General features: G+C 71.5%; 21 protein-coding genes, 1 tRNA gene and 1 pseudogene. 13 read left to right on the forward strand and 10 right to left on the reverse strand.

The annotated features are described in order from the left end of the window. Nucleotides 1-61 precede the first annotated feature (61 nt). From hutI to hutU, 4 genes are read right to left on the reverse strand one after another with little or no spacing between them, the layout of a single operon-like run. Nucleotides 62-1,279, reverse strand: a complete 1,218-nt coding sequence (gene hutI / locus EF387_RS08240) for an imidazolonepropionase (protein ID WP_128375849.1) — start codon at nucleotides 1,277-1,279, stop codon at nucleotides 62-64. Further along, the gene (locus EF387_RS08245) at nucleotides 1,276-2,625 is read right to left on the reverse strand and encodes a formimidoylglutamate deiminase (RefSeq protein ID WP_128375850.1); all 1,350 of its coding nucleotides are present in this window, start codon (nucleotides 2,623-2,625) and stop codon (nucleotides 1,276-1,278) included. Before EF387_RS08245 ends, hutI begins: the two co-directional genes overlap by 4 nt. Next, entirely contained in the window at nucleotides 2,622-3,824 is a 1,203-nt protein-coding gene (locus EF387_RS08250) for an allantoate amidohydrolase (protein ID WP_128375944.1), read from the reverse strand. The genes EF387_RS08245 and EF387_RS08250 overlap by 4 nt, the downstream gene beginning before the upstream one ends. A 41-nt stretch (nucleotides 3,825-3,865) precedes the next feature. Further along, nucleotides 3,866-5,530 carry a urocanate hydratase gene (gene hutU, locus EF387_RS08255; RefSeq protein ID WP_128375851.1) on the reverse strand — a complete coding sequence of 555 codons (1,665 nt, stop codon included), beginning with the start codon at nucleotides 5,528-5,530 and terminating at the stop codon, nucleotides 3,866-3,868. Between the two features lie 276 nt (nucleotides 5,531-5,806). Between hutU and EF387_RS08260 the strand changes: the two genes are divergently transcribed. From EF387_RS08260 to EF387_RS08280, 5 genes and pseudogenes are all read left to right on the forward strand, one after another. Beyond that, nucleotides 5,807-7,279: a type III PLP-dependent enzyme domain-containing protein gene (locus tag EF387_RS08260; RefSeq protein ID WP_128375852.1), complete on the forward strand. Its 1,473-nt coding sequence runs from the start codon at nucleotides 5,807-5,809 to the stop codon at nucleotides 7,277-7,279. Nucleotides 7,280-7,452: 173 nt separating this feature from the next. Further along, entirely contained in the window at nucleotides 7,453-7,860 is a 408-nt protein-coding gene (locus tag EF387_RS08265; RefSeq protein WP_128375853.1) for a hypothetical protein, read from the forward strand. Further along, a pseudogene (locus EF387_RS08270) lies at nucleotides 7,857-8,579 on the forward strand (hypothetical protein); the annotation flags it as partial. The gene EF387_RS08265 and the pseudogene EF387_RS08270, both read left to right, overlap by 4 nt. A 980-nt stretch (nucleotides 8,580-9,559) precedes the next feature. Next, nucleotides 9,560-10,090 carry a roadblock/LC7 domain-containing protein gene (locus tag EF387_RS08275; protein WP_202918178.1) on the forward strand — a complete coding sequence of 177 codons (531 nt, stop codon included), beginning with the start codon at nucleotides 9,560-9,562 and terminating at the stop codon, nucleotides 10,088-10,090. A 31-nt stretch (nucleotides 10,091-10,121) separates the two neighbouring features. Further along, a complete protein-coding gene (locus EF387_RS08280) occupies nucleotides 10,122-10,496 on the forward strand; it encodes a roadblock/LC7 domain-containing protein (protein ID WP_128375855.1) in 375 nt (124 codons plus the stop codon). A 161-nt stretch (nucleotides 10,497-10,657) separates the two neighbouring features. Here EF387_RS08280 and EF387_RS08285 read toward each other — a convergent pair whose 3' ends face one another. Then, nucleotides 10,658-11,227, reverse strand: coding sequence for a hypothetical protein (locus EF387_RS08285; protein WP_128375856.1), 570 nt, complete (start codon nucleotides 11,225-11,227; stop codon nucleotides 10,658-10,660). Between the two features lie 140 nt (nucleotides 11,228-11,367). Between EF387_RS08285 and EF387_RS47390 the strand changes: the two genes are divergently transcribed. Next, nucleotides 11,368-11,673 carry a DUF7336 domain-containing protein gene (locus EF387_RS47390; RefSeq protein ID WP_238431402.1) on the forward strand — a complete coding sequence of 102 codons (306 nt, stop codon included), beginning with the start codon at nucleotides 11,368-11,370 and terminating at the stop codon, nucleotides 11,671-11,673. A gap of 52 nt (nucleotides 11,674-11,725) precedes the next feature. Here EF387_RS47390 and EF387_RS08295 read toward each other — a convergent pair whose 3' ends face one another. Further along, nucleotides 11,726-12,553: a MurR/RpiR family transcriptional regulator gene (locus EF387_RS08295; protein ID WP_128375857.1), complete on the reverse strand. Its 828-nt coding sequence runs from the start codon at nucleotides 12,551-12,553 to the stop codon at nucleotides 11,726-11,728. Nucleotides 12,554-12,689: 136 nt separating this feature from the next. Between EF387_RS08295 and EF387_RS08300 the strand changes: the two genes are divergently transcribed. Then, nucleotides 12,690-13,115 (forward strand): hypothetical protein, encoded by a 426-nt coding sequence (locus EF387_RS08300; protein ID WP_128375858.1) that lies wholly within the window; start codon nucleotides 12,690-12,692, stop codon nucleotides 13,113-13,115. Between the two features lie 627 nt (nucleotides 13,116-13,742). Here the strand turns inward: EF387_RS08300 and EF387_RS08305 are convergent. Then, on the reverse strand, nucleotides 13,743-15,134 hold the full coding sequence (locus EF387_RS08305; protein WP_128375859.1) for a cystathionine beta-synthase: 1,392 nt from the start codon (nucleotides 15,132-15,134) through the stop codon (nucleotides 13,743-13,745). A 226-nt stretch (nucleotides 15,135-15,360) separates the two neighbouring features. Here EF387_RS08305 and EF387_RS08310 point away from each other — a divergent pair, with 226 nt between their 5' ends. The 3 genes from EF387_RS08310 to EF387_RS08320 all read left to right on the forward strand — a co-directional run bounded on the left by EF387_RS08310 (nucleotide 15,361) and on the right by EF387_RS08320 (nucleotide 19,156). Next, nucleotides 15,361-16,383: an SGNH/GDSL hydrolase family protein gene (locus tag EF387_RS08310; RefSeq protein WP_202918180.1), complete on the forward strand. Its 1,023-nt coding sequence runs from the start codon at nucleotides 15,361-15,363 to the stop codon at nucleotides 16,381-16,383. 492 nt (nucleotides 16,384-16,875) lie between these two features. After that, nucleotides 16,876-18,096: an acetyl-CoA C-acetyltransferase gene (locus EF387_RS08315; protein ID WP_128375860.1), complete on the forward strand. Its 1,221-nt coding sequence runs from the start codon at nucleotides 16,876-16,878 to the stop codon at nucleotides 18,094-18,096. 277 nt (nucleotides 18,097-18,373) lie between these two features. Next, nucleotides 18,374-19,156 carry a hypothetical protein gene (locus EF387_RS08320; RefSeq protein WP_128375947.1) on the forward strand — a complete coding sequence of 261 codons (783 nt, stop codon included), beginning with the start codon at nucleotides 18,374-18,376 and terminating at the stop codon, nucleotides 19,154-19,156. Between the two features lie 74 nt (nucleotides 19,157-19,230). Here EF387_RS08320 and EF387_RS08325 read toward each other — a convergent pair whose 3' ends face one another. After that, nucleotides 19,231-19,542 carry a hypothetical protein gene (locus EF387_RS08325; protein WP_202918181.1) on the reverse strand — a complete coding sequence of 104 codons (312 nt, stop codon included), beginning with the start codon at nucleotides 19,540-19,542 and terminating at the stop codon, nucleotides 19,231-19,233. A gap of 101 nt (nucleotides 19,543-19,643) precedes the next feature. Between EF387_RS08325 and EF387_RS08330 the strand changes: the two genes are divergently transcribed. Continuing rightward, nucleotides 19,644-19,874 (forward strand): DUF4287 domain-containing protein, encoded by a 231-nt coding sequence (locus EF387_RS08330; protein ID WP_128375861.1) that lies wholly within the window; start codon nucleotides 19,644-19,646, stop codon nucleotides 19,872-19,874. 183 nt (nucleotides 19,875-20,057) lie between these two features. Here the strand turns inward: EF387_RS08330 and EF387_RS08335 are convergent, their stop codons facing one another. Then, entirely contained in the window at nucleotides 20,058-20,954 is an 897-nt protein-coding gene (locus EF387_RS08335; protein ID WP_128375862.1) for a Bax inhibitor-1/YccA family protein, read from the reverse strand. 1,048 nt (nucleotides 20,955-22,002) lie between these two features. On the opposite strand from EF387_RS08335, the gene EF387_RS08345 reads away from it, so the two are divergent. Further along, complete coding sequence (locus EF387_RS08345) at nucleotides 22,003-22,206, forward strand: DUF1330 domain-containing protein (RefSeq protein WP_420802542.1); 204 nt, start codon at nucleotides 22,003-22,005, stop codon at nucleotides 22,204-22,206. 502 nt (nucleotides 22,207-22,708) lie between these two features. Here EF387_RS08345 and EF387_RS08350 read toward each other — a convergent pair. After that, a tRNA-Leu gene (locus EF387_RS08350) sits at nucleotides 22,709-22,791 on the reverse strand. A gap of 439 nt (nucleotides 22,792-23,230) precedes the next feature. On the opposite strand from EF387_RS08350, the gene EF387_RS08355 reads away from it, so the two are divergent. Further along, nucleotides 23,231-24,001: an ABC transporter ATP-binding protein gene (locus EF387_RS08355; protein WP_128375863.1), complete on the forward strand. Its 771-nt coding sequence runs from the start codon at nucleotides 23,231-23,233 to the stop codon at nucleotides 23,999-24,001. Nucleotides 24,002-24,297: the final 296 nt, after the last annotated feature.

A 24,297-nucleotide genomic window follows, 5' to 3' on the forward strand; every position in this document is an offset into this window, starting at 1 on the left:
CTACGGCTCCGCGACCGCGTACGGCTGCGTATGACGGTGCGCACCGGGTCGCGCGCGCTGGTCAGACCTCCCGTACGCCCCGCCGCCACACCGCCGAGACCAGGGGGACGCCTGGTCGGTAGGCCAGGTGGACATGGCTCGGGGCGTCCAGGATCGCGAGATCGGCGAACGCGCCCGGGATGAGCCGGCCGACGTCGGTGCGGCGCAGGGCCGCCGCGCCGCCCGCCGTGGCCGACCAGACCGCCTCGTCGGGGGTCATCCCCATGTCCCGTACGGCGAGTGCGACGCAGAACGGCACGGAGGTCGTGAAGGACGAGCCCGGGTTGCAGTCGGTGGACAGCGCGACGGTCGCGCCCGCGTCCAGCAGCCGCCGTGCGTTCGGCCACTCGGCGCGAGTGGAGAACTCCGCGCCGGGCAGCAGAGTGGCGACGGTGCGGCTGCCCGCGAGCGCGTCCACGTCGGCGTCCGTGAGATGGGTGCAGTGGTCGGCGCTCGCGGCGTCCACTTCCACCGCGAGCTGGACGCCGGGTCCGTAGGAGAGCTGGTTGGCGTGGACCCGTGGGTGCAGCCCCCTGGCCTTGCCGGCCGCGAGGACCGTGCGCGCCTGGCCGCCGTCGAACGCGCCCTTCTCGCAGAACACGTCGATCCACCGGGCGTGGGGTGCGCAGGCGTCGAGCATCTCGCCGGTCACCAGCTCCACGTAACCGGCCGGGTCCGCCTCGTACTCGGGAGCGACGATGTGCGCGCCGAGGTAGGTGACCTCGTCGGTGTGCCGGGCGGCGATGCGCAGGGCGCGGGCCTCGTCCTCGACGGTCAGCCCGTAGCCGGACTTGGTCTCGAAGGTGGTCGTGCCCTGGCGCAGGGCCTCGCGCAGATAGCGGGTGAGGTTCCGCTCCAGTTCCTCGTCGGAGGCGTGGCGGGTGGCGACGACGGTGGTGGCGATGCCGCCCGCGGAGTAGGTGCGGCCGGACATCCGGGCGTTGAACTCCTGGGTGCGGTCACCGGCGAAGACCAGGTGCGAGTGGGAGTCGACGAAGCCCGGAATCACCGCGCGGCCGCCGGCGTCGACCCGGTTGTCAGTGGCGGGTGCTTTGCTTGTCTCACCGATCCACGCGATGCGGTCGCCTTCGATGACGACGGCCGCGTCCTGGATCAGACCGAGGGGAGAGGTGTCGCCGAGGGAGGGGTCGTTGGTGACGAGACTGGCGATGTTGGTGATGGCGGTGGTGGTTCCACTGCCGGCGCTGGTGGCGCTGGTGATGCCGCTGCCGGTGGTCATGATGTCCTCGCTGGGGTGCGCAGGGCTTCGACGGCGTCCGCGAGCGCGGTGGGCACATCCGGTACGAGCGTGTGCACCCCGTCGCGTACGACGTGGCGGCCGCCGACGACCGTATGCCGCACATCCGCGGCCGTCGCGGCGAATACGGCCGTCTCGGCGCCGAACCGCGGCAGCGGTCCGGCCGTCCTGACCGAGTCGAGGGCGATGGTCGTGAAATCGGCCAGACTGCCCGCCTCCAGGGTGCCCGCCCCGTCCCAGCCGAGGGCGGCGTGCCCGTCCGCGGATGCGGCGCGCAGCAGGGCGGCGGCCGTCCAGTGACCTCGGGTCCGGCTGCGCAGACGCTCGTCGAGTTCCATGGCGCGGGCCTCTTCGAGCAGGTCGATGACGGCGTGGCTGTCGGAGCCGAGCGAGAGCGGTGAGCCGGCCTTCTGCAGCGCTGCCGCCGGGCCGATGCCGTCGGCCAGGTCGCGTTCGGTGGTGGGACACATGCAGGTGCCGGTGCCCGAGCCGCCGATGAGGCGGATGTCCTCGTCCGTCAGATGGGTGTTGTGCACTCCGGTGGTGCGCGGGCCCAGCACTCCGTGGTCGGCGAGGAGCTGGGTGGGCGTGCGGCCGTGGGCCTCCCGGCAGGCGTCGTTCTCGGCGGTCTGCTCGGAGAGGTGGACGTGGAGGGGGGTGCCGCGCTCCTCCACCCAGCGCACCACGGTCGCCAACTGGTCCGCGGGGACGGCGCGCACCGAGTGAACGGCGGCACCGATCCGTACGTGATCGCGATCCTTGAGAACTGAACAGCGTTCCGCCCAGGCATCCGCTGTGCCGTCGGAGAAGCGGAGCTGATGGCTGTTCGGGGGCAGCCCGAAGCCGGAGGAGAGGTACACCGTGTCGAGCAGGGTGATCCGGAGGCCGGCATCGTGCGCGGCGGCGATCAGGGCCTCGCCCATGGCGTTCGGGTCGGCGTACGGGGTGCCGCCCGGGGCGTGGTGGACGTAGTGGAACTCCCCGACGGCGGTGATCCCCGCGAGGGCCATCTCGGCGTACACCGCGCGGGCGAGCGCGTGGTAGGTGTCGGGGGTGAGGTGGTCCGCGATCCGGTACATCACCTCGCGCCAGGTCCAGAAGGTGCCGGAGCCGACCTGGACGGTGGCGCGCAGGGCGCGGTGGAAGGCGTGGCTGTGGGTGTTGGCGAGGCCGGGGAGGGTGAGGCCGCGCAGGACCTCCGCGCCGGGTGGCGGGGCGGGCGTCCCCTCGCGCACGGCCGCGATCCTGCCGTCCCGCACCTCGACGGTCACATCCGGCTCGACGTGGTCGCCGAGCCAGGCGTGCTCCAGCCAGTACGTCTGCGTCACCTGCGGGCCAGCCCTTCCAGTACGTCGGCGAGTGCGGTCACCCCGGCCACACAGTCGTCCTCGGCGGCGTACTCCGCCGGGGAGTGCGAGATTCCGGTGGGGTTGCGCACGAACAGCATGGCGGTCGGCACGGTCCCGGAGAGGATTCCGGCGTCGTGTCCCGCACCCGTACCCAGAACGGGGACCTTGAGGCCTGCTTCCTTGCCGAGGATGCGGGCGAGTTCGTCGCGCAGGGCGTGGTCGAACTCGACGACGGGGGTGAACGACTCGCGGACGACGTCGAGTTCGACGCCGTGCTCGGCCGCGAAGTCGTGGGCCGCCTCCTCGATGCCGGTGACCATGGCGTCCAGGGTGGTCTGGTCGGCGGCCCGGGAGTCGAGCCAGCCGCGCACCAGGGAGGGGATGGCGTTGACGCCGTTGGGCTCGACGGCGATCTTGCCGAAGGTGGCGACGGCGCCGGCGAGCCGTGCCTCACGGCGGGCGGCGAGGACGGTCTCGGCGTACGAGAGCATCGGGTCGCGCCGGTCCCCCAGGCGGGTGGTGCCCGCGTGGTTGGCCTGCCCGCGGAAGTCGAACCGCCACCGGCCGTGGGGCCAGATGGCGCTGGCGATCCCGACCCGGTCACCGTTCAGGTCGAGCGCCCTCCCCTGCTCGACATGGAGTTCGACGAACGCCCCGATCCGGGAGAGCCGCTCGGGATCGGCCCCGATGGCGTCGGGGTCGTAGCCGGCGGCCTCCATGGCCTGCGGAAGGGTGATCCCGTCGGCGTCGGTGAGCCGGTGGGCCTCCGCGATGCCGAGCCGGCCCGCCGTCAGCCGTGACCCCACACAGGCGAGCCCGAACCGCGCCCCCTCCTCGTCACCGAAGTTGACGATGCCGAGGGGTTTGCCGAACTCCACTCCCCTGCCGCGTAGTTCGTCCAGCGCGGCGAATGCGGACACGACACCGAGGGGCCCGTCGAAGGCTCCCCCGTCGGGCACGGAGTCGAGGTGCGAGCCGGTGACGACGGCGTCCCCGGCGGCGGGATCGCCCAGCCAGGCCCACTGGTTGCCGTTCCGGTCGACCTCGTAGGCCAGCCCGCGCGCCTCGGCCTGTTCCCGGAACCAGCTCCGGCAGTCCGAGTCGGCCGCGGTCCAGGCGAACCGTCGGTAGCCGCCGGAGCCGGGGTGCCGTCCCACGGGCGAGAGGTCGCGCCACATCTCCTGGAAGGCGGCCGGGGCGGGCGGGTGGCCGTTCCGCGTCACGCCGGCTCCTCCCGCATCGGAACCCGGACCCCGCGCTCGTCGGCGACCGACTCGGCGATGTCGTACCCGGCGTCGACGTGCCGGATGACGCCCATCCCGGGGTCGTTGGTGAGGACGCGCCGGATTTTCTCGCCCGCGAGCGCCGTCCCGTCGGCCACGGTCACCTGGCCGGCGTGGATCGAGCGGCCCATACCGACGCCGCCCCCGTGGTGGATGGACACCCACGACGCCCCGGACGCCACGTTCACCATCGCGTTCAGCAGCGGCCAGTCCGCGATCGCGTCGGAGCCGTCGAGCATGGCCTCGGTCTCGCGGTAGGGGGAGGCGACGGAGCCGCAGTCGAGGTGGTCGCGGCCGATGACGAGCGGAGCGGTCAGCTCGCCGGAGGCGACCATGTCGTTGAAGCGTTCGCCCGCGCGGTCGCGTTCGCCGTAGCCGAGCCAGCAGATCCGGGCGGGCAGGCCCTGGAAGTGGACGCGCTCCCCGGCCATCCTGATCCAGCGGGCGAGGGACTCGTTCTCCGGGAAGAGGTCCAGGATCGCCTTGTCCGTGGTGGCGATGTCCTTGGGGTCGCCGGAGAGCGCGGCCCACCGGAAGGGGCCCTTGCCCTCGCAGAAGAGCGGGCGAATGTAGGCGGGCACGAAGCCGGGGAAGGCGAACGCCCGCTCGTACCCGGCGAGCTGGGCTTCTCCGCGGATGGAGTTGCCGTAGTCGAAGACCTCTGCGCCGGCGTCGAGGAAGCCGACCATCGCCTCGACGTGCCGCGCCATGGACTCCCGGGCGCGGGTGGTGAAGCCCGCCGGGTCCTTGGCCGCGTAGGAGGCCATCTCCTCGAATTCCACACCCAGCGGGAGGTAGGCGAGCGGGTCGTGGGCGGAGGTCTGGTCGGTGACGATGTCGATGGGGGCGCCCATCGCGAGGAGTCGCGGGAGGAGTTCGGCGGCGTTGCCGAGGACGCCGATGGACAGCGGGCGGCGGGCGTCGCGTGCCTCGACGGCCAGTTGGAGGGCTTGGTCGAGGGAGTCGGCCCGCACATCGAGGTACCGGTGCTCGATACGGCGCTCGATGGCGCGCGGATCGCAGTCGATACAGATCGCGACACCGTCGTTCATGGTGACGGCGAGGGGCTGGGCGCCGCCCATGCCGCCGAGACCGGCGGTCAGTGTGATGGTTCCGGCCAGCGAGCCGCCGAACTTCTTCGCGGCGACGGCGGCGAACGTCTCGTAGGTGCCCTGCAGGATGCCCTGGGTGCCGATGTAGATCCACGACCCGGCGGTCATCTGCCCGTACATGGTCAGGCCGAGCTGCTCCAGCCGTCGGAACTCCTCCCAGTTGGCCCAGTCGCCGACGAGATTGGAGTTGGCGATGAGGACGCGCGGCGCCCATTCGTGGGTCCGCATGACACCCACGGGGCGGCCGGACTGGACGAGCATCGTCTCATCCGGCTTCAGGGTCCGCAGCGTACGGACCATGGCGTCGAAGGAGCGCCAGTCGCGGGCGGCCTTGCCGGTGCCTCCGTAGACGACGAGCTTGTCGGGGTGTTCGGCGACCTCGGGGTCGAGGTTGTTCTGCAGCATCCGCAGGGCGGCCTCCTGCTGCCATCCCAGGGCGCTCAGTTCCGTGCCGCGCGGTGCCGAGACGGGCGGGCGGGGTCCTGACATGGTCTGCCTCCTGGTGGCTGATGCTCCTGGCGGTCTGCCGCCCCGGACGGGTGTGGCTCCGGGCGGATTGTTACAGCAGATATTCACATCCTGACTAGATGAATAGTTCTAGTCAATAGGACGTGAGGGTAGGCGCGAGGCGCGCGCCGGTCCGCGCCGGGCGTGGCCGGGGCGTGGGCCGGTGCGGACAGGACGCGGACCGGGCGGCCGCCTGGGGCGCATACCCGGACAAACGCGCCGGTTCGCGAACGACTGATCGGTGATTGGGTGGGGTGTATGGGTATCGATGCGCACACGACGGGTGACGGACAGGACGCCCAGGGAAATCAGTCGGACGCCGTGGTTGCGACCGCCGCCGAGCGCGCGCGACGACGTGACCGGGCCGTACGGGCCGCCGTCGAACAGGGGATCGTCGGTCCGGAGGCACCGGTCGTGGGGTTGCTGGACGTCGAGGGCATCCGTGAGTCCGCACGCGGACTGCGGGACGCCTTCCGGGCCGTGACCCGCGCCCCGGTGCTGCACGCCTTCGCGGTGAAGGCCACCCCGCTGGTCCCCGTGCTGCGGCTGCTGGACACCGAGGGGGTCGGGGCCGAGGTGGCCAGCGCCGGCGAGCTGGCGCTGGCCCGGGCGGCGGGGGTGCCGCCGGAACGCACCGTCCTCGACTCACCCGCGAAGACGGAGGCCGAACTGCGCGAGGCGCTCGCGCTGGGTATCGCCGTCAACGCCGACAACCCGCAGGAACTGGACCGGATCGACGCACTGCTGCACGCACCGGCCACCGGCCGCACCGGGGCCTACGCGGCCACCTCACCCACTCCGGCCACTCGCTCCCCCATCGGGATACGGGTGAACCCCCAGGTCGGCGAGGGTTCCATCGAGGCGCTGTCCACGGCGTCGACGACCTCCAAGTTCGGGGTTGCGTTGAAGGACGAGGGGGCGCGCGACTGGGTCCTGCGCACCTATGCACAGCGCCCCTGGCTGACCAGGCTGCACGCCCACTCGGGCTCCCAGGGCATGCCCCTGGAACTCATGGCGCGAGCCGTGGCGGAGACCTACGAACTCGCCGAGGAGATCAACCGGCGCGCCGGCCGCCAGCAGGTCGACACCATCGACATCGGCGGCGGACTGCCGGTGAACTTCCACTCCGACGCCGACGAGCCCACCTACGCGCGGTACGCGCTGCTCCTCGCCGAAACCGTCCCGGGGTTGTTCGACGGGCGCTACGGACTGGTCACCGAGTTCGGGCGTTCGCTGTTGGCCAAGCACGGCACCGTCCTCGCCCGCGTCGAGTACGCGAAGACCGCGGGCGGCCGGGCGATCGCGGTCACCCACGCGGGCGTGCAGGTCGCCACGCGAACCGTCTACGCCCCGACGTCCTGGCCGCTGCGGATCGCGGCGTACGACGCAAAGGGGCGCCCGCGGACGGGGCCCGCGGTCGTGCAGGACGTCGCGGGGCCGGCCTGTTTCGCGGGTGACCTGCTGGCCCGGGGACGCGCTCTGCCCCGGCTCGAACAGGGTGACTACGCCGCCGCACTCGACACCGGCGCGTATTACTTCGCGCACCACTACGCGTACAACTCGCTCCCCCGCCCCGGGATCCACGGTTTCACCCGGGCCGACGGAGAGGTCCGCTTCGCGACCGTGCGCGCCCCGCAGACACTCGAGGAGATCGTCGAGGAAGCGGGCGGGGCCCACCTCTCAGCGCTGACCGACCTCGACCGCACCACATCGGCCGACGATCCCAGCTGACCTCTGTTGGCCATTTTTGATCGGATCAACTGACCTTGGAAAACAGGCCAGTTGACCTACCTTAGCCACCGTCGGCATGTTCCACAGGAAAATGCCGGATCCCTAACCCGCCGCACATACGTTGCGTAGCCTCTTCGTCACTCAGCCGTATCCGAGGCGGGAGGGGAGCCACGGTGCCCGGAATCGACGAGTGTCTGCTGGAAGCCATGCGATTGCCCGGTGCCCTGGGCGCCGCGGTGGTCGACTGGACCAGCGGGTTGGCTCTGGGCACGGTCGGGGACTCGCCCAACGGCGACCACGAGGCGACGGCGGCCGAGGCCGCGGAACTCGCCCGGCTGGCCGCCGAGCACCGGGCCTTCGGCCCCGAGGAGGGCTCCGACTGGTCGGAGTCCGCCGGTGAGGCGCTGCCGGTCGAGGACCTCATCGTCAGCAACCGCGACACCTACCACGTGCTGCGGTTCGTGCGGACGACCTTCGACAGCAGTGTCTTCCTGCACCTGTGGATGGCGCGGTCGGACGGCAACCTCGCGCTGGCCCGGATCCGGCTCGGGGAGATGGCCGAGCGGCTGGTGCTGGGATGACAGCGACCAGAACGGCCGCTCGTGAGGCCGTCTCGCCGATCCTGAGCCGGCTCGCCGCGGAGCGGGCCACCGGCGTGCTGACCAGGGAACTCGGCACGCTCTACCTGGCGGAGGGACAGGTGGTGCACGCCGAGTCCCCCGCGACACCGGGCCTCGACGTGCTGCTCACCGCCAGGGGTGTGCTGCACAGCGACGGCTGGTGGGAAGCGGTGAGCGAGGCCGGGGCGCGGCGGCGGGTGGGGCGGTTCCTCGTGGACAGCGGGCGCGTTCCGGAAGGCGCGCTGGAACTGTGCCACCTGGGGGCGCTGTTCGACGCGGCGTTCTTCGTACTGGGGCCGAGCAGCCTCCCCGCTCGGTTCCGGTACGGGGTGGCGCACTGGATCGGGCCGGTCCGGCCGGTGCCGGTGGCCTCGGTGGAGCGCGAGACGGTGCGCCGCCGGGAGCTGCTGCACCGGATCTGGCCCGACCCGGCGACGGACACCGCGCCACTGGTGCGGACCGGGCTGCGCGGTCCGGTCTCGCCCCGGCAGCGGCCGGTGCTCGACCGGGTGGACGGCGTGCGCACCGCGTCGGACATCTCAGTCGCGCTGGGCCGCCCCGCGTTCCACACCCTGGTCGACCTGCGCCGGCTGGCGGCGGCCGGGCTGGTGAGGGCGGAACACCCGGCGAACCCGGCAGTCTCCGCGCCCGCGCGGGCGGCGCGGGCACCCCGGACGGCACCGTCGGGAGCCGGGCCACCGCCGGTCCGCACCGCCGAGCCCCTGCCGAGCCGGGCAGCCGGGCCACCGCCGGGCTCCGGGCCACCGCCGGGCTCCGGGCCTCTGCCGGGCTCGGGAGCGCCGCAGAGACCGACGGCGCCGCGGGGGCCGATGGCGCCGGCCCCCGGGGCACCGCTAGGGGTGGCGGCACGACCGGGTCCGAGCGCACCACCGATGCCGACGGCACCACCGCGCGTCGTGGCACTCACCGGCGGCCCGGCGTTTCCCGGATCGGACGCACTCACGGGCATCCGGGCGCTCCCCGGCGCAGGAGCACACGTGGCGAGCATCAGCCCGCCGAACGCCGCGACGACCACCGCCCCGGTGGGCCCCGCGGGCACGGAAGCAGCCACCGTGCCCGCGGGCCCCCCGGGTCCCGGAGCACCGGCTCAACCGGTGAGACCTCCGAGCGCGGGCACCCTCACCGCGCCCCCGGAACCACCGAGCACGGAACAACCCACCGCACCCGCCCCCCAGGCGGGCGGCTCACGAACCACGGCAACACCCGCCCACCCGACGGGCGGACCACGAACCACGGCAACACCCGGGCCCCAAACAGGCGGACAACGAACCACCGCACGAACCACCGCAGCACCCGCCCCCCAGGCCGGCACCCCGGGCAGGAGCCCGCTCCCCACCCGGAGTCGTGCCCCCGGAACCGGCGCACCCGAGGCCGGAACCGGCTCCCCGCCCGCCAGGAGCAGCACCCCGAGCACGGAACCACCCACCGCACCACCCAGCGCACCGCTCACCACACAACCCACCGCACCCGCCCCCCAGGCGGACGCCCCCGTCGCCACCGCCCACACCGAAGAACTGCGCACCCTGTTCGCCCAAGGGGCGCACGACGACCCCGACATCGCCCTGCTGCGCCGGCTCAGAGACGCACTGGAGGCCCTGTGATCCGCGCGCTCCGACAGCGTGCCGAGAGGAGACTGCTCATGGCGGCCGAGGCCGAAGTCCTCGACGAACTCCATCGGTTGCGGGCCCGTGTGCCACAGCTGACCGGCGCTCTCGCGGCGAGTGTCGACGGTCTCGTACTGGCCCAGGACACCCCCGGCGTGGAGCCGGAGGGCGTGGCCGCGCTCACCGCCGCCGCCCTCGGAGTCGCGGTGCGGCTGGCGGACGCGACCTCTCAGGGCGACTTCCGCGAGCTGCTCGTCCGCGGCACCGACGGCTATGTGGCGACCTACGCGGCGGGCTCCTCCGCCGTGCTGACGCTGCTTGCCGAGGACGCCGTCAACGTCGGGCGGCTGCATCTGGAGGGACGGCGCTCCAGTTCGCGGATCGGGGAGCTGGTCGAGGAAGCGGCGGCCCGGCCGGAGCCGGTGCGCACCCGGTCTCCCACCGGGAACCGCAGCCGGGCCGCCACCGAGCCCCCGCCGCCTCTGCCGACCAGGACCCCACGCGGCGGCGCCCGTACCCCAGCGCCGAACACCACCACCACCGAACGGGCCGGCAAGAGCCGTTGAACCCGAGAACACCGAAAGGACACATCCGATCATGGCCAACACCGAAACCGCGCTCAAAGAGGCACTGGCTTCCATCGAGGGTGCGACCGGAGCAGCCCTCGTCGACTACACCAGCGGCATGGCACTGGGCACCATCGGCGGCAGCAAGGGCTTCGACCTGAACGTGGCCGCCGCCGGGAACACCGACGTGGTCCGGGCCAAGCTCCGCACCATGGAACACCTGGGCCTGAAGGGCGAGATCGAGGACATCCTGATCACCCTGTCCGACCAGTACCACCTGATCCGGCTCATCCAGGGCCGGGGAGGCAACGGGCTGTTCCTGTACCTGGTGCTGGACAACAAGCGGGCCAACCTCGCGATGGCCCGGCACCAGCTGAAGAGGATCGAGAGCGACCTGGAGGTCTGAGAACCGGGCCGGCACTCATCGCCCGTACGCGGGCCGGCAACGGCCCGTACACGGTCGACTGCCCGCAAGGCGGCGGCGGGCAGTCGGCCGGCTCCCGCCCCTCACGGTGAGTGCCTCGCGGCACCGTCCGCGAGGCGGCCGCACCGACGCGGCGAGCGAACTCAGCGACGCCGCGCCCCTCCAGGCGCGGCGTCGCCCGCTTCCACACCGGTGGCACGGTAGGCCTGGACCGGCTTGCCCGCCGGTGTTCCGGCGCGCGGGCCGAGCCAGTCGACGCGAACCCAGTGCAGTGCCTCGTCGCCCCGTTCGCCACGGCCCAGCCACCCGGCCTTGAGCCACAGCCCGACCCCGGCGCCCGCCAGCAGCATCCCGCCGGCCGCGGGCACCACGAACGAACTGCCGAGCGCGGCGGCGAAGGCGAGCAGCAGCAGCCAGCGGTGACCGCGGCGCCAGTTGCGGACGGTCACCGCCCGGTCCTGGAGAACGTCGTGCTTGCCCGCCCGGGCGGCGGAGCCGACGAGAGCGGCGTACCGCCCGCGCCGCGCGTACGCGACGACGGCCGCGGCCAGGATGAACAGTGCGGCTCCCGCCAGCACCCCGATACGGCGTCCGGTGATGCCCTCCGGTAGCACCCCGACGCCCGCCGCGACCACCCCGGTCCACCAGAGCGGCGCGGCTCCGGCCCGTACGACGACGGCCACCCGAGCCAGTCCCTGTCCTCCGCGCGCCACGTCCCGCCTCCTCGGAATCCCGTGTTTCGGCTGCAGTTGCCTGTTCGGTGGGGGAGGTTAGCGACGGAAGGTGAGACGAGTCTGAGAACGGCTCCCTCCGACGCCCCCGAAAACACCAGGTGATCGACGAGGTGACCGAAATGGACGGGCAGAGCCGGGTTCATCTGCTGTGGCATGTCAGGCACGCGGAACCGGCCGATGGTTCCGAGGCCCGGCACTTCGCCGAGGAGGACGACTGCTGGGCCGACGAGGCCGAGGGAGACGACGTGAAACTCCTCGGCGTGTACTCCAGTCGGGACAAGGCCGCCGAGCGCATCGCCCGGGCGCGCCTGCTCCCGGGTTTCCGCGAGGAGCCGAAGTGCTTCTACATCGAGGAGTTCACGGTGGACTCGGACGAATGGACCGAAGGGTTCGTGACCGTCAAGGAGCCCGAGGCGGTGGACTGAGTCACCGTTCCTGAAGACTGCCGATTCCCTGCTCCCGAAGAGTGCCGGTTCCCTACTCCACGAACAGCCCCCGCGCCGCGGCCCGTGCGTCGAACTCCTCCAGGCGGGCCTGGGCGTCCGGCAGGTCGTCGCACATCGCCTCCAGCAGTACACGCCCCAGCAGCATGGGAGCGCAGGCCGTGTCGAAGGCCAGGCCCGTGCCGACCGCGGCGGGGAGCAGCAGGTCGGAGATCTTGGCGACTGGGGCGAAGGCCGAATCGGCGACCGTCACCACCGTCAGGCCCGCCTCCTTCGCGTGTGTCAGGGCCTCCACGACCTCGCGCGGATGGCGCGGCAGCGCGAAGCACAGCAGGGTCGTGGCACCGGCACGCACCGCGGCGTCGACGCGGTCGTCGAGCATCGTGCCGCCCTCGTTCAGCAGCCGTACGTCCGGGTGGACCTTGGCCGCGAAGTAGGCGAAGCCGTGCGCCTGCGCGGCCGCGGCACGCAGCCCGAGCACCGGCAGCGGGCGGGAGTCCGCGAGCAGCCGGCCGGCCTCCCGGATCGGCCGCGGGTCGGCGAGGGCGGCGGCCAGATGGCGCAGGTTCTCGATCTCGGCCTCGACGGCCTGCTGGTACTCGTTGGACGAGACCGGCTCCGCGGCCGGCTCGGAGGGCACGACCTCACGCAGGTGCCTGCGCAGCGCGGGGTAGCCGTCGAAGCCGAGCGCCACCGCGAACCGGGTCACGGAGGGCTGGCTGACCCCGGCCAGCTCGGCGAGCTCCACACTCGACAGGAACGGCACGTCCGCCGCCCGCCGCACCATGCTGTGCGCGATCCTGCGCTGGGTGGGCGTCAGGCGGTGCCCCTCGAAGAGCGCCTGCAGCCTGTCCACGCTCATGACGTGCTACCCCTCCAGATCTTCGTTACCGCGCCGTATTCAGATGACAAGAACTCTGCATGACCTTATGCAGGCCGGGCAACAGGGGGGTTAGCCCCAGTGTCGGACCGGCCCCGGCTCCGTACCGTGATGCGGTATGGAAGCACGGGACGCGGAACTCAAGAAGGAACTCGACGCCACCCTGCACGCGCGCAGGGAACTGGGCGACGAGTACGAGTCCGCGCTGGTCGACTCGTTCCTGGAGAAGGTCGAGCAGCGTCTGGACGGGGCGGTTGACCGGCGGGTGCGCCGACAGCTCGCCGAACAGCAGCTGGTGGTGGCGCGTGGCGCCGGCCGTCCGCAGCAGTCCCACGACTCGTGGGGGGAGCGCTTCGGCTTCGCCATCGTCTCGCTGATCCTCGCGATCCCGCTGTCGGCGATCGCTGTCGAGCAGGCGGACCTGGGGGGCCTCGTCGTCGCCTGGGCGGGAATCGTAGCGGTCAACTGGGCTCAGGCGGTCCGCCACTTCCCGTCCTTCGGACGCAACCGCCGCGAGATGAAGAGCTCGGACTGGGACGAGTGAAGCGAGCGCGGACGGCGGGCAACTGCGGAAGCAGGCAGCGGCTGACGCGGAAAGCCCGGCGACGGCCACGCGACCGACGCGGCTGACGCGGAAAGCCCGGCGCTAACCCTGCGGGCCCCGCACGGGAAACGGGAAACGAGAAACACGGGAAGCCCGGCGACGGCCACGCGACCGACGCGGCTGACGCGGAAAGCCCGGCGCTAACCCTGCGGGCCCCGCACGGGAAACGGGAAACGAGAAACACGGGAAGCCCGGCGCACACCCCGCGCCCGGTGGGGGGTAGCGCGGGGACCGCCGCACCCCCCGTTGCCGAGGGGGCGGGACGACGGCGGTCCCCGCGAGGGACGCGGGCCGGGTCAGGGCCGGGCTGCGCGTCCTGGCGTCCATGGAGGTCCGGGAGCCGCTCCGGAGGTCCTTGGCGCCGTTTCTGTGCCGGCCGGGGCGGGGAGCCGCTCCCGCCCTGCCGACACCCACCAATGTGCCGGAGTCGTGTTAAGCGAGTGCTGCGCGGACGTGACGCCCTCGTACCACTTCCGCGAAGTCACCGCCGTACTCCCCGACACCCCAATTACCGTGCCGGCACCGGCAGTTCACCGGCCGTTTCACCGGACGTCTTACTGGGGGTTGTTACGCCCGGCCGCCCTTGGCCAGGAAGGAGAGCAGGTCCTGGCGGCTGACCACACCGGTCGGCTTGCCCTCCACGAGCACGATCGCCGCGTCGGCCGCGCCCAGCACCTTCATCAGGTCCTCGACCGGCTCCCCGGAACCCACCTGTGGCAGCGGCGCCGACATGTGCTTCTCCAGCGGGTCGGACAGCGAGGCCCGCTTGGCGAACAGCGCGTCGAGCAGTTCGCGTTCGACGACCGACCCGACGACCTCCGCGGCCATCACGTCCGGGTGTCCGGCGCCCGGCTTCACGATCGGCATCTGCGAGACGCCGTACTCGCGCAGCACCTCGATCGCCTCGCCGACCGTCTCGTCCGGGTGCATGTGCACCAGGGAGGGCATGGAGCCGCCCTCCTTGTCGTTGAGGACGTCGGCGACCCGGGCGCTCGGGCCGGCGTCCTCGAGGAAGCCGTAGTCGGCCATCCACTCGTCGTTGAAGATCTTGCTGAGGTAGCCGCGTCCGCTGTCGGGCAGCAGCACGACCACGACGTCGTCCGGCCCGAGCCGCTCGGCCACCCGCAGCGCGCCGACGACCGCCATCCCGCACGATCCGCCCACCAGCAGCCCCTCCTCCCTGGCGAGCCGCCGGGTCATCTGGAAGGAGTCCTTGTCGGAGACGGCGACGATCTCGTCGGCGACCGTGCGGTCGTATGCCTCCGGCCAGAAGTCCTCACCGACACCCTCGACGAGGTAGGGCCGCCCGGAACCGCCGGAGTACACGGACCCCTCCGGGTCGGCGCCGATCACCTTCACCCGGCCGTCACTGACGTCCTTCAGGTACCGCCCGGTGCCGGAGATGGTGCCACCGGTGCCGACGCCCGCCACGAAGTGCGTGATCCGCCCCTCGGTCTGCTCCCACAGCTCGGGACCGGTGGAGTGGTAGTGCGACAGGGGGTTGTTCGGGTTCGAGTACTGGTCGGGCTTCCATGCGCCGGGCGTCTCGCGCACCAGGCGGTCGGAGACGTTGTAGTACGAGTCCGGGTGCTCGGGGTCGACGGCGGTCGGGCAGACGACGACCTCGGCCCCGTACGCACGCAGGACGTTGATCTTGTCGGTGGAGACCTTGTCGGGGCAGACGAAGATGCACTTGTAGCCCTTCTGCTGGGCCACGATCGCGAGCCCCACGCCCGTGTTGCCGCTGGTCGGCTCGACGATCGTGCCGCCCGGCTGCAGCGCGCCGCTGGCTTCCGCGGCTTCGATCATGCGCAGGGCGATGCGGTCCTTCACGCTGCCGCCGGGGTTGAAGTACTCGACCTTCGCCAGGACGGTCGCCTGGATACCCGCGGTCACGTTGTTGAGCCTCACCAGCGGGGTGTTGCCGACGAGACTGATCATCGAGTCGTGGATCTGCACCGTTGTCTCCGGAGCTGCAATCGGGATGCACACCTGGAGTGCGCATGTGTTGGTGCTCGCCAGCCTAGGCCCTCCCGCCCCACCGGCGACGTTCGCCCGAACGGCGGACATCGCGCCGCGTACGGCCCCTCGTCCCCTACCGGGCGTTCACTCCGCGTTGCGATTGGCCGACGGTCCCTACGGGGCAAGGAGTGGTTGTACGGCTAGGAGGAGGTGGCGGCTTCGCATGTCGAGGGCGAGGGTGGCACGGCGGATCGCGGCGGGCGCCGCGTACGGCGGCGGAGGGATCGGGCTGCTGGGCGCGGCGACCGTCGGTCTGGTGCTCGCCGAGGTGCAGATGGCGAAACGACAAGTGGGCAACGGCAGCATCCCGCGCCCACCGAGCGCGGAGGGCCTGTACGGGCACACCTGTGCCGGCGGTGGGGAACCGCTGCGGCTGACCATGCTCGGCGACTCGACGGCCGCCGGGCAGGGGGTACGCCGGGCCGGACAGACACCGGGCGCCCTGCTGGCCTCCGGGCTGGCCGCGGTCGCCGAGCGGCCGGTGCGACTACGGAACGTGGCGTTGCCGGGGGCCCAGTCCGACGACCTGGAGCGGCAGGTGGGGCTGGCCCTGGAGGACCCGCAGCGGGTGCCGGACGTGTGCGTGATCATGATCGGCGCGAACGACGTGACCCATCGGATGCCACCCGCACGCTCGGTGCGCTGCCTGGCCTCGGCGGTACGGCGGCTGCGCACCGCCGGGGCGGAGGTGGTCGTCGGCACCTGCCCTGATCTCGGGACCATCGAGCCGGTCCAGCAACCGCTGCGCTGGCTGGCCCGGCGTGCCTCGCGCCAGCTGGCGGCGGCGCAGACGATCGGGACGGTGGAACAGGGCGGCCGGACGGTGTCGCTGGGCGACCTGCTGGGGCCGGAGTTCGCGGCGAACCCGAGGGAGCTGTTCGGTCCCGACAACTACCACCCCTCGGCGGAGGGCTACGAGACGGCGGCGATGGCGGTCCTGCCCACGGTGTGCGCCGCGCTCGGCCTGTGGCCGGCGGACGAGGAACGTCCGGACGTCTCCCGCCGCGAGGGTTTCCTGCCGGTGGCCCGGGCCGCGGCGGAGGCCGCGGGGGAGGGCGGCACGGAGGTCGCGGCGGCCATGCCGACCGGGCCCCGTGGCCCCTGGGCCCTCCTCAAGCGCCGCCGTCGCCGTCGGCTGCCCGCGGAGGAGCCCGCGCCGACCCCGGCGGCGGAACGGTCGGTCTGAGCGGGGCGGGCCGGCCCTGCCCCGCTCAACGCCAGTGCCCCGCCAGACAACGTCCGCCCCGTCGCGTCGCATCGCATCGCATCGCATCGCCCGGCACGCTCCCCCAAGCTCTCGACTTCGCTCGAGCCGGGGGACCCCCATGGCGGAAAGCTCCTTGATGGGCAACGTTGGCTGCCGGGGCACTAGCCTCGAAGGGGGCTGCTCCCCGTTGCACCCTGAACCCCTGAACCCCTGAACCCCGCTGAACCCCCGTCGAGCCGCCACCGAACCCCGCTGCCCCGCCGGACGCGCGCCGGTGCCAGGGCCGCGGCAGTTGGCGGGGGCGACCAACAAGGGGCTGGCGCTTCACGGAGGCGACCCCGCCAGCGAAAAAGCAAGCGCTTAGAAAAGTGCGGCCGGAGTCACATGGCCATAACGGTGACCCTTGCCCATACGGACGGGTAACTTCGGCCTCAGGTCCGCCAAGTGCCACCCGTAGCCAATGGAGCCGTGATGCCCGAAGCCGTGATCGTCTCTGCCGCCCGCTCACCGATCGGACGCGCCTTCAAGGGCTCGCTCAAGGAACTGCGCCCGGACGACCTCACCGCCATGATCGTCCAGGCGGCCCTCGACAAGATCCCCGAGCTGGACCCCAAGGACATCGACGACCTGATGCTCGGCTGCGGTCTGCCGGGCGGTGAGGCGGGCCACAACCTGGGCCGGATCGTCGCCGTGCAGATGGGGATGGACCACCTCCCGGGCTGCACCATCACCCGCTACTGTTCGTCCTCGCTCCAGACCTCCCGCATGGCCCTGCACGCCATCAAGGCCGGTGAGGGCGACGTCTTCATCTCGGCGGGCGTGGAGACGGTGTCCCGCAGCGTCAAGGGCACCAGCGACGGCCTGCCGGACACCCACAACCCCCTCTTCGCCGAGGCCGAGGCCCGCACCGCGCAGGTCGCCGAGAGCGAGGGCGCGTCCTGGCACGACCCGCGCGAGGACGGCCTGCTGCCCGACCCGTACATCGCGATGGGCCAGACCGCCGAGAACCTCGCCCGGCTGAAGGGCGTCACCCGCGAGGAGATGGACGAGTTCGGCGTCCGCTCCCAGAACCTCGCCGAGCAGGCCATCGCCAAGGGCTTCTGGGAGCGCGAGATCACCCCGGTGACGCTCCCCGACGGCACGGTCGTCTCCAAGGACGACGGCCCCCGCCCCGGAGTCACCCTCGAGGGCGTAGCCGGCCTCAAGCCGGTCTTCCGCCCGGACGGCCTCGTCACCGCCGGCAACTGCTGCCCCCTGAACGACGGCGCCGCGGCCCTGGTCATCATGTCCGACACCAAGGCCCGCGAGCTGGGTCTCACCCCGCTCGCCCGCATCGTCTCGACCGGCGTCTCGGGCCTGTCCCCCGAGATCATGGGCTACGGCCCGGTCGAGGCCAGCAAGCAAGCCCTGAAGCGCGCGGGCCTGACCATCGACGACATCGACCTGGTCGAGATCAACGAGGCCTTCGCCGCCCAGGTGATCCCCTCCTACCGCGACCTGAACATCCCGCTGGACAAGCTGAACGTGAACGGCGGCGCCATCGCCGTCGGCCACCCCTTCGGCATGACCGGGGCCCGCATCACCGCCACCCTGATCAACTCCCTCCAGTTCCACGACAAGCAGTTCGGTCTGGAGACCATGTGCGTGGGCGGCGGCCAGGGCATGGCGATGGTCATCGAACGACTGAGCTGAGCCCTGAACCCACCGCGCCTTCAGCGGCGCGGACCGGCCCTGGGCACCCGTACTCCACGGGCGCCCGGGCCGTTCGTGATCCAATCTCCCCCATGATGTGACCTATCTGCCGCCTGTGGTTGATTTGCGCAGGCCAGGACGGGCGTACGGCTGACCGCCGAACGCAAAATCCTGTCCCATTCGTGACGTAATGCACTGACAGCCGGATAGTCCGCCCTTCAAGCTGATGTAGGAAGTCGGGGGTCGACTTTGAACCGGGAGTACGTCAGTGAGCGCCATGTCCCTAGCCCTTCTCCTCACCACGGCCGTCGTGGCGGTGGTGGGAGGCGCGGTCCTGCGTGCCGTGGTCGGACTGCGCCGGCAGATCGCGGAGCTGCGTGTCGAACTGGCCGAGGGACGTGGCGCGGGAGTGCGGGCCGTCGTACCCGCCGCCCGCACCGCCCCCCACACCGAGGAGATACGCGCCGCCGTGGCCGAGGCGCTCGCCGAGGAGCGGGAGCGGGAGCTGGCCGAGGCGCGTGCCTTCTGGGCCGCGCAGGAGGCCCGTGACGTGGCGGACGCGCCCTCCCTGCTGGGACTGCCGGAGGCCGAGCTGTTCCTGCCCAGGCCGGCCGATTTCGCCGGTCTGGAGGCGCTGGAGCCGGTCGCCGAGCCGGTCGAGCCCGCCGACGAGTTCGCCGCCGACTCCCCCGAGCTGGCCGCGGCCCGGCGCCGCCACCCCTCGCACCCCGACTTCGTGCCCGTCCAGTCGCCGGTCGTGGGCGACCACGAGCGCACCGTGACGTGCCTGGAGGAGCTGGCCGCCGCCCGCACCGAACTGGCGGACGTCCGCCCCGGACCACTGGGCACCCTCGACGTCTACGTCTTCGCCGACGGTACGACCCTGTGCATGACCCCGGGCCACCGGGAGACCGCCGAGCAGCTCGCCACCGCCCTGCGCGCCGGCCAGGCCCCGGCCCTCCTCGGCGGTTCCACGATCGCGGGCGCCTACGCCCTGACGTTCTCCTGCGGCGACCACAACGTCTACGTCCTCGCGGACCGGGTCATCGCCTCGCTGTAGCCCTCACACAGCGCGGGGCGCACCTCCGGGTCGCGCGCCCCGTTCTCGTACTTCGCGCCGGTCCGTGCCCCGGCTCACACCCCAGCCTTCTTCTGCGCCTCGGCCACCAGCCCGACCGCCTCCTCGAGCTGCGTCTCGTCCTGCAGGACGACGGCGAGATCGTGGGCGGCGACCATGATCTGGTCGGCGGCTGCGAACATGCCCGCGTCGGGCATCTCGCGAGGGGGTTCCGAGGGGGACTCCAGACGCTGGGCGCGAAGTGACAATTCCCTGGCCAGAGCCAGTGCCTCGGCTGCCGCGCCGCGCTGCAGGCGACTCTGCGGGGCGGCCCTGAGGCGGTCGGCGAAATGGTCCACGGCGAGCGTCAAAGGCGTCGTATCGAGCACGCCGCGAGCCTACGCACCTTTCCAGGACTGTTGCCAACGCTTCAGCCGTCAGGCACGGTGGCGTCAAGGACCGGCTACATCGAACTGCGTCGGAGGCGCCGATGTCCCAAGTCTTCTCCGAGGAGACCCATCGCAATCTGCTCGCTCGCATCCCCCACTGCACCGGTCGTGAGATTTCCGACTGGCTGCGCACGGTCGACGAAGGCCCCGCTCTCTTCCGCTTCGAGGAGAAGGTCAGCTGGCTCCGCGCCGAGCACAACCTCGCGTACGGCCACGCCAAGGCGATCATCCACGAATACGACCTGAGGCGGGCCGCGCGCAAACTGCTTTGAGCGCGTTCCCGGCACCGATCCACAGTCCCCCGAGATTCGCGCATCGCGCACTGGAGGAGAGACCACTGCACAACGGGAAAGGGCCCGCGAACCGAGGTTCGCGGGCCCTTTCCATCAGCCATCGGCCGGACTCAGGTCGGACTCGACCGGACTGCGGCGACCATCATCGGATGAATCGGATGATCAGTCGTCACCGCTGAAGATCGCGACCAGGCGCAGCATCTCGATGTAGATCCACACCAGGGTCATGGTCAGGCCGAACGCGGCCAGCCAGGCCTCCTCGCGCGGGGCACCGTAGGCGACACCGTCCTCGATCTGCTTGAAGTCGAGGGTCAGGAAGAACGCACCGAGCACGATCGCGATGATGCCCACGATGGCGCCCAGCGGGCCCATGCTGCGCAGACCGCCGTCATCGGCGACACCGAAGGCGACCAGCAGCAGGTTGACCGCCATCACCAGGATGAAGGCGATGGCGATGGCCATGCCGATCCGGGCGTAACGGGCGGTGACACGGATCCAGCCCGCCTTGTAGATCAGCAGGGTGGCGCCGCTGACGGCCATCGTGCCGAGCACCGCCTGGAACGGGGCACCGCTGAACTCGGTGTTGAACATCTCGCTGATGACACCCAGGAAGACGCCCTCGAAGGCGGCGTACCCGAGGATCAGCGCAGGCGAGGCCTTGCGCTTGAAGGACTGGACGATCGCCAGCACGAACGCGACGAGGGCCGCGCCGATCGCCAGACCGTAGCTGCTGGACGAGACCGGCAGGAGGGCCCAGGCGAGGATCGCGCCGATCACGACGGTGCCGAGCGTCATGGCGGAGCGCATGACGACGTCGTCCATCGTCATCCGGCCGGTGGAGACCGGAGCCTGCGGCGGCGCGCCCTGCTGGAGGTCCTGCGGGGCGTAAGGGTTCTGCGCGTAGGGGTTCTGCGCGTACGGGTTGCCGGACGGCTGGGCGTAGGGGTTCCCCTGCGTGCCGACAGCGGGTCCCCCGGCCTGCGGCGCCGCGTTGAAGCCCGCGTAGCCGTTGTCGCGGCTGAACCCCCGTCGCGAGAAGACCGGGTTGCTGCTCCTCATTTCACTCCTCCATGGCCACCCTCCGTGGCCTTGGCTCAAGAGTAATGGACAGGCAAAGGATTGACCCTAGTGCTTGGGGAGGATCTTTCCCTCGTCCATGACGAGCAACACGCTACGCGCATACTCCATTCCCGGCGTGGACTGGTACGAAGCCGAGACATGGGTGATACGCGACCCCGCGCGCCGGACGCCGCGGGAGGACGAACGCGAGGCCCCCGCGTACGCCATCGGGGTGGCCGGCCGGTCGGGAATCAGGGTGGCCGGTCGGGCGGGAATCGGGCCGGCCGGTCGGGCGGCATACGTCCACGGGTCTCCACGGGTCGCGCACCGCGGCCGGGTGCCCTCGCCGCTCCGGTGTCCGGGGCGGAAGTCCCGTCCCCAAACACCGGTTTCCGTCAGGAAAGACGCGCTGCCCTCCAGACGGAACACAAGCTGTACGTGGGCACGAACGGTGCCAACCGGTCGACCCGAGCGCCGACTGGTCCGGCCCCGCGGAGGGACCCCGACCACGATTCGACGACTGCGGGTTATCCGTTCGCGCAGCGGCAGCGAAGCCCACACTCCCTGCACGGGATTGATTCGGCGTTGAGCATCGGGGACGACACCGGGCGCCGTGGCGCTTACCCCGGAGGTAATCGCGGCCTGCGGCGCGCGTGGCTACGTTCGTGCCGTCGTAGTCGGAACGGACGAAGGAGCCGGACGCGCCTGCCTATGGTTTCGCGCACCTGCGTGACCGCCGCCCCACCCCGACATCCTCGAGTACCTGGAACGCAACCAGGACACCCTCGACCCGTTCCACGGCCGCTGCCTGATCCATGGACCACCGACCGAGGTGGTCGAGGGGAGCTGGCAGGGCAGCATGGTGCTGATCGAGTTCCCGGACCTGGGGTCTGTGTCGGAAGTGGCGTCGTTCGCCCGAAGGGCGGGCCGGGCGGCGTCTGGTGCGTGCTCTCGGTGTGCCGGGCGGAAGTCCTCGTACTGGATGTACTTGGGCTTTCGCCCGGTGCGGCGAGTGGGGGTGCCCCCTGCTCGGAGAGCTTGGGGGAGCGTGCCAGGCGTCGGCCGGCAGGCGCCACTTCCGACACAGGCCCTAGTCGATGCCCGGGCCTGGTACGCCTCCCCCGCCTACCAGGAGATCCTGCGGCTGCGGACCGACCACATCGACGGGGACGTGGTGCTCGTCGGGGGCGTCGGTGACGGATACGACCCGCGTGAGCGCGCAGCGAAGCTCCGGGCGGAGACGGCCGCGTAGCCGGGCTGGGCCGGTGACCGCGGTCGGCCGGCCCGGGGGTGGGTCGGCGTGAGGTGGGACGGCCTGAGGCGGGTCGGCCCAGGGGTGTGTCGGGAACGCGGGCGTTCGGGCCTGTCCATAGGCCACACGCACTGCCTCCCGGTCTGTGCCCCGGGCGTTCGCCTCGGTGTCCGCCTCCGGGCCCGGATGCCATGCGGCCGCGCATGTGACGGCTCGTCGGTGCAGTCCGCTTCCCACTCCCACCACCACCGGCACGTCGGCTCATGCGCGTCCGGGTGCGGACTGCACTCGCATCGAACCGCTCGGTCCGAACGGAGCCGTACGGTATCCGCCGAGGCGCCGTTCCCCTTGATGGCTCGCGCCTTCCCCGTCGGCGTTCTTCCGCCCAACCACCCACGCCGTGGCGGGGAGATACGTCCGTGCGCCCCCCATGCGCCCAGGGCGCGCACGAAGAACGGCGCCTCCCCGCCGGTTGGCGGGTCAGACGCCGTGCTCCACGTCGTGCCCGGAACCGGACTTGAACCGGTACGCCCCCGAGGGGCAGCGAGGTTTAAGCTCGCCGTGTCTGCATTCCACCATCCGGGCAGGCCATCGGCTCCGTGTGGAGGCTCCGAGCCTATCCGGACGCGTCCCCCGAACAGCGGTACCACAGCCCGATGTTGTCTTATTTTATTGACGTCTGAGGGTGCATCAGGCCACAGAATGGTCCATCAGCACTTGCCAAAAGCCCTCCGACCACTGCGCACACGGCCGTACGGAATGACGGAATTTCACCGTCCCCACACCGCCCGAACGAGGGCTTCCCTGTGCACACGGAAGTCCTCACTCTTCCGAGGCAGCCGACGGACCGTCATATCCGGGACAGTATCGGGGCCGCCCTCATCCCCAGGTATGACACCGGTGCGCCGGGTCCGACTGGAGTCGCCCCCGAGAACCAGAACTGCGACTGACTACACGACGGCGCTCGGCCCGGACGATGGGTCAAGACATCAAAACGACGCCGTCCTGACAGGAGCACCTCCCTGTGACCACCACCCCCATCGCCGACCGGAGCACCGCGGTCGCAGCCCGCGCCACGGAACTGTCGAAGGTCTACGGACAGGGTGAGACCCAGGTGGTCGCCCTGGACCGGGTCTCCGTCGACTTCCGGCAGGCCGAGTTCACCGCCATCATGGGTCCCTCGGGATCCGGCAAGTCGACGCTGATGCACTGCGTCGCGGGCCTGGACAGTTTCAGCAGCGGTTCCGTGCGCATCGGTGACACCGAGTTGGGCTCGCTGAAGGACAAGCAGCTCACCAAGTTGCGCCGGGACAAGATCGGGTTCATCTTCCAGGCCTTCAACCTGCTGCCCACTCTCTCGGCGCTGGAGAACATCACGCTGCCGATGGACATCGCGGGCCGCAAGCCGGACAAAGAGTGGCTGGGCAGCGTGATCAGCATGGTGGGGCTCGCCGACCGGCTCTCCCACCGCCCCACCCAGCTCTCCGGCGGCCAGCAGCAGCGCGTCGCGGTGGCCCGGGCACTGGCCTCCAAGCCCGAGATCATCTTCGGTGACGAGCCGACCGGGAACCTGGACTCGCGCTCGGGCGCCGAGGTGCTGGGCTTCCTGCGCAACTCCGTACGGGAGTTGGGGCAGACGGTGGTGATGGTGACGCACGACCCGGTGGCCGCGGCGTACGCGGACCGGGTGGTGTTCCTCGCGGACGGCCGGATCGTGGACGAGATGTACGCGCCCAGTGCGGACTCCGTGCTGGACCGCATGAAGCGCTTCGACGGCAAGGGCCGCACGAGCTGAGGGCTGCCGCCCGACCAACCGTGTTTCCCGGGGCTGCCGCCCCGGACCGCCCCTGAATCGGCCCGAACAGCCCCGGCCTCGACCTCCCCCAAGCTCTCGGCTCGCACGATCAGGGGACTCCCATGCCGGGCTGCATGTGCCTGACCTGGACTGTTTACCTGCGGGGCTGTGCCCTGCGGGGCCGTGACCTGCGGAGGCTGTTACCTGCCGGGGCTGTTGCCTGCGGAGGCTGTTACCTGCGGAGGCTGTTACCTGCCGGGGCTGTTGCCTGCGGGGGCTGTTGCCTGCGGGGGCTG

The organism is Streptomyces cavernae (assembly GCF_004023625.1).
In the GTDB taxonomy this organism is placed as follows: Bacteria; Actinomycetota; Actinomycetes; order Streptomycetales; family Streptomycetaceae; genus Streptomyces; species Streptomyces cavernae.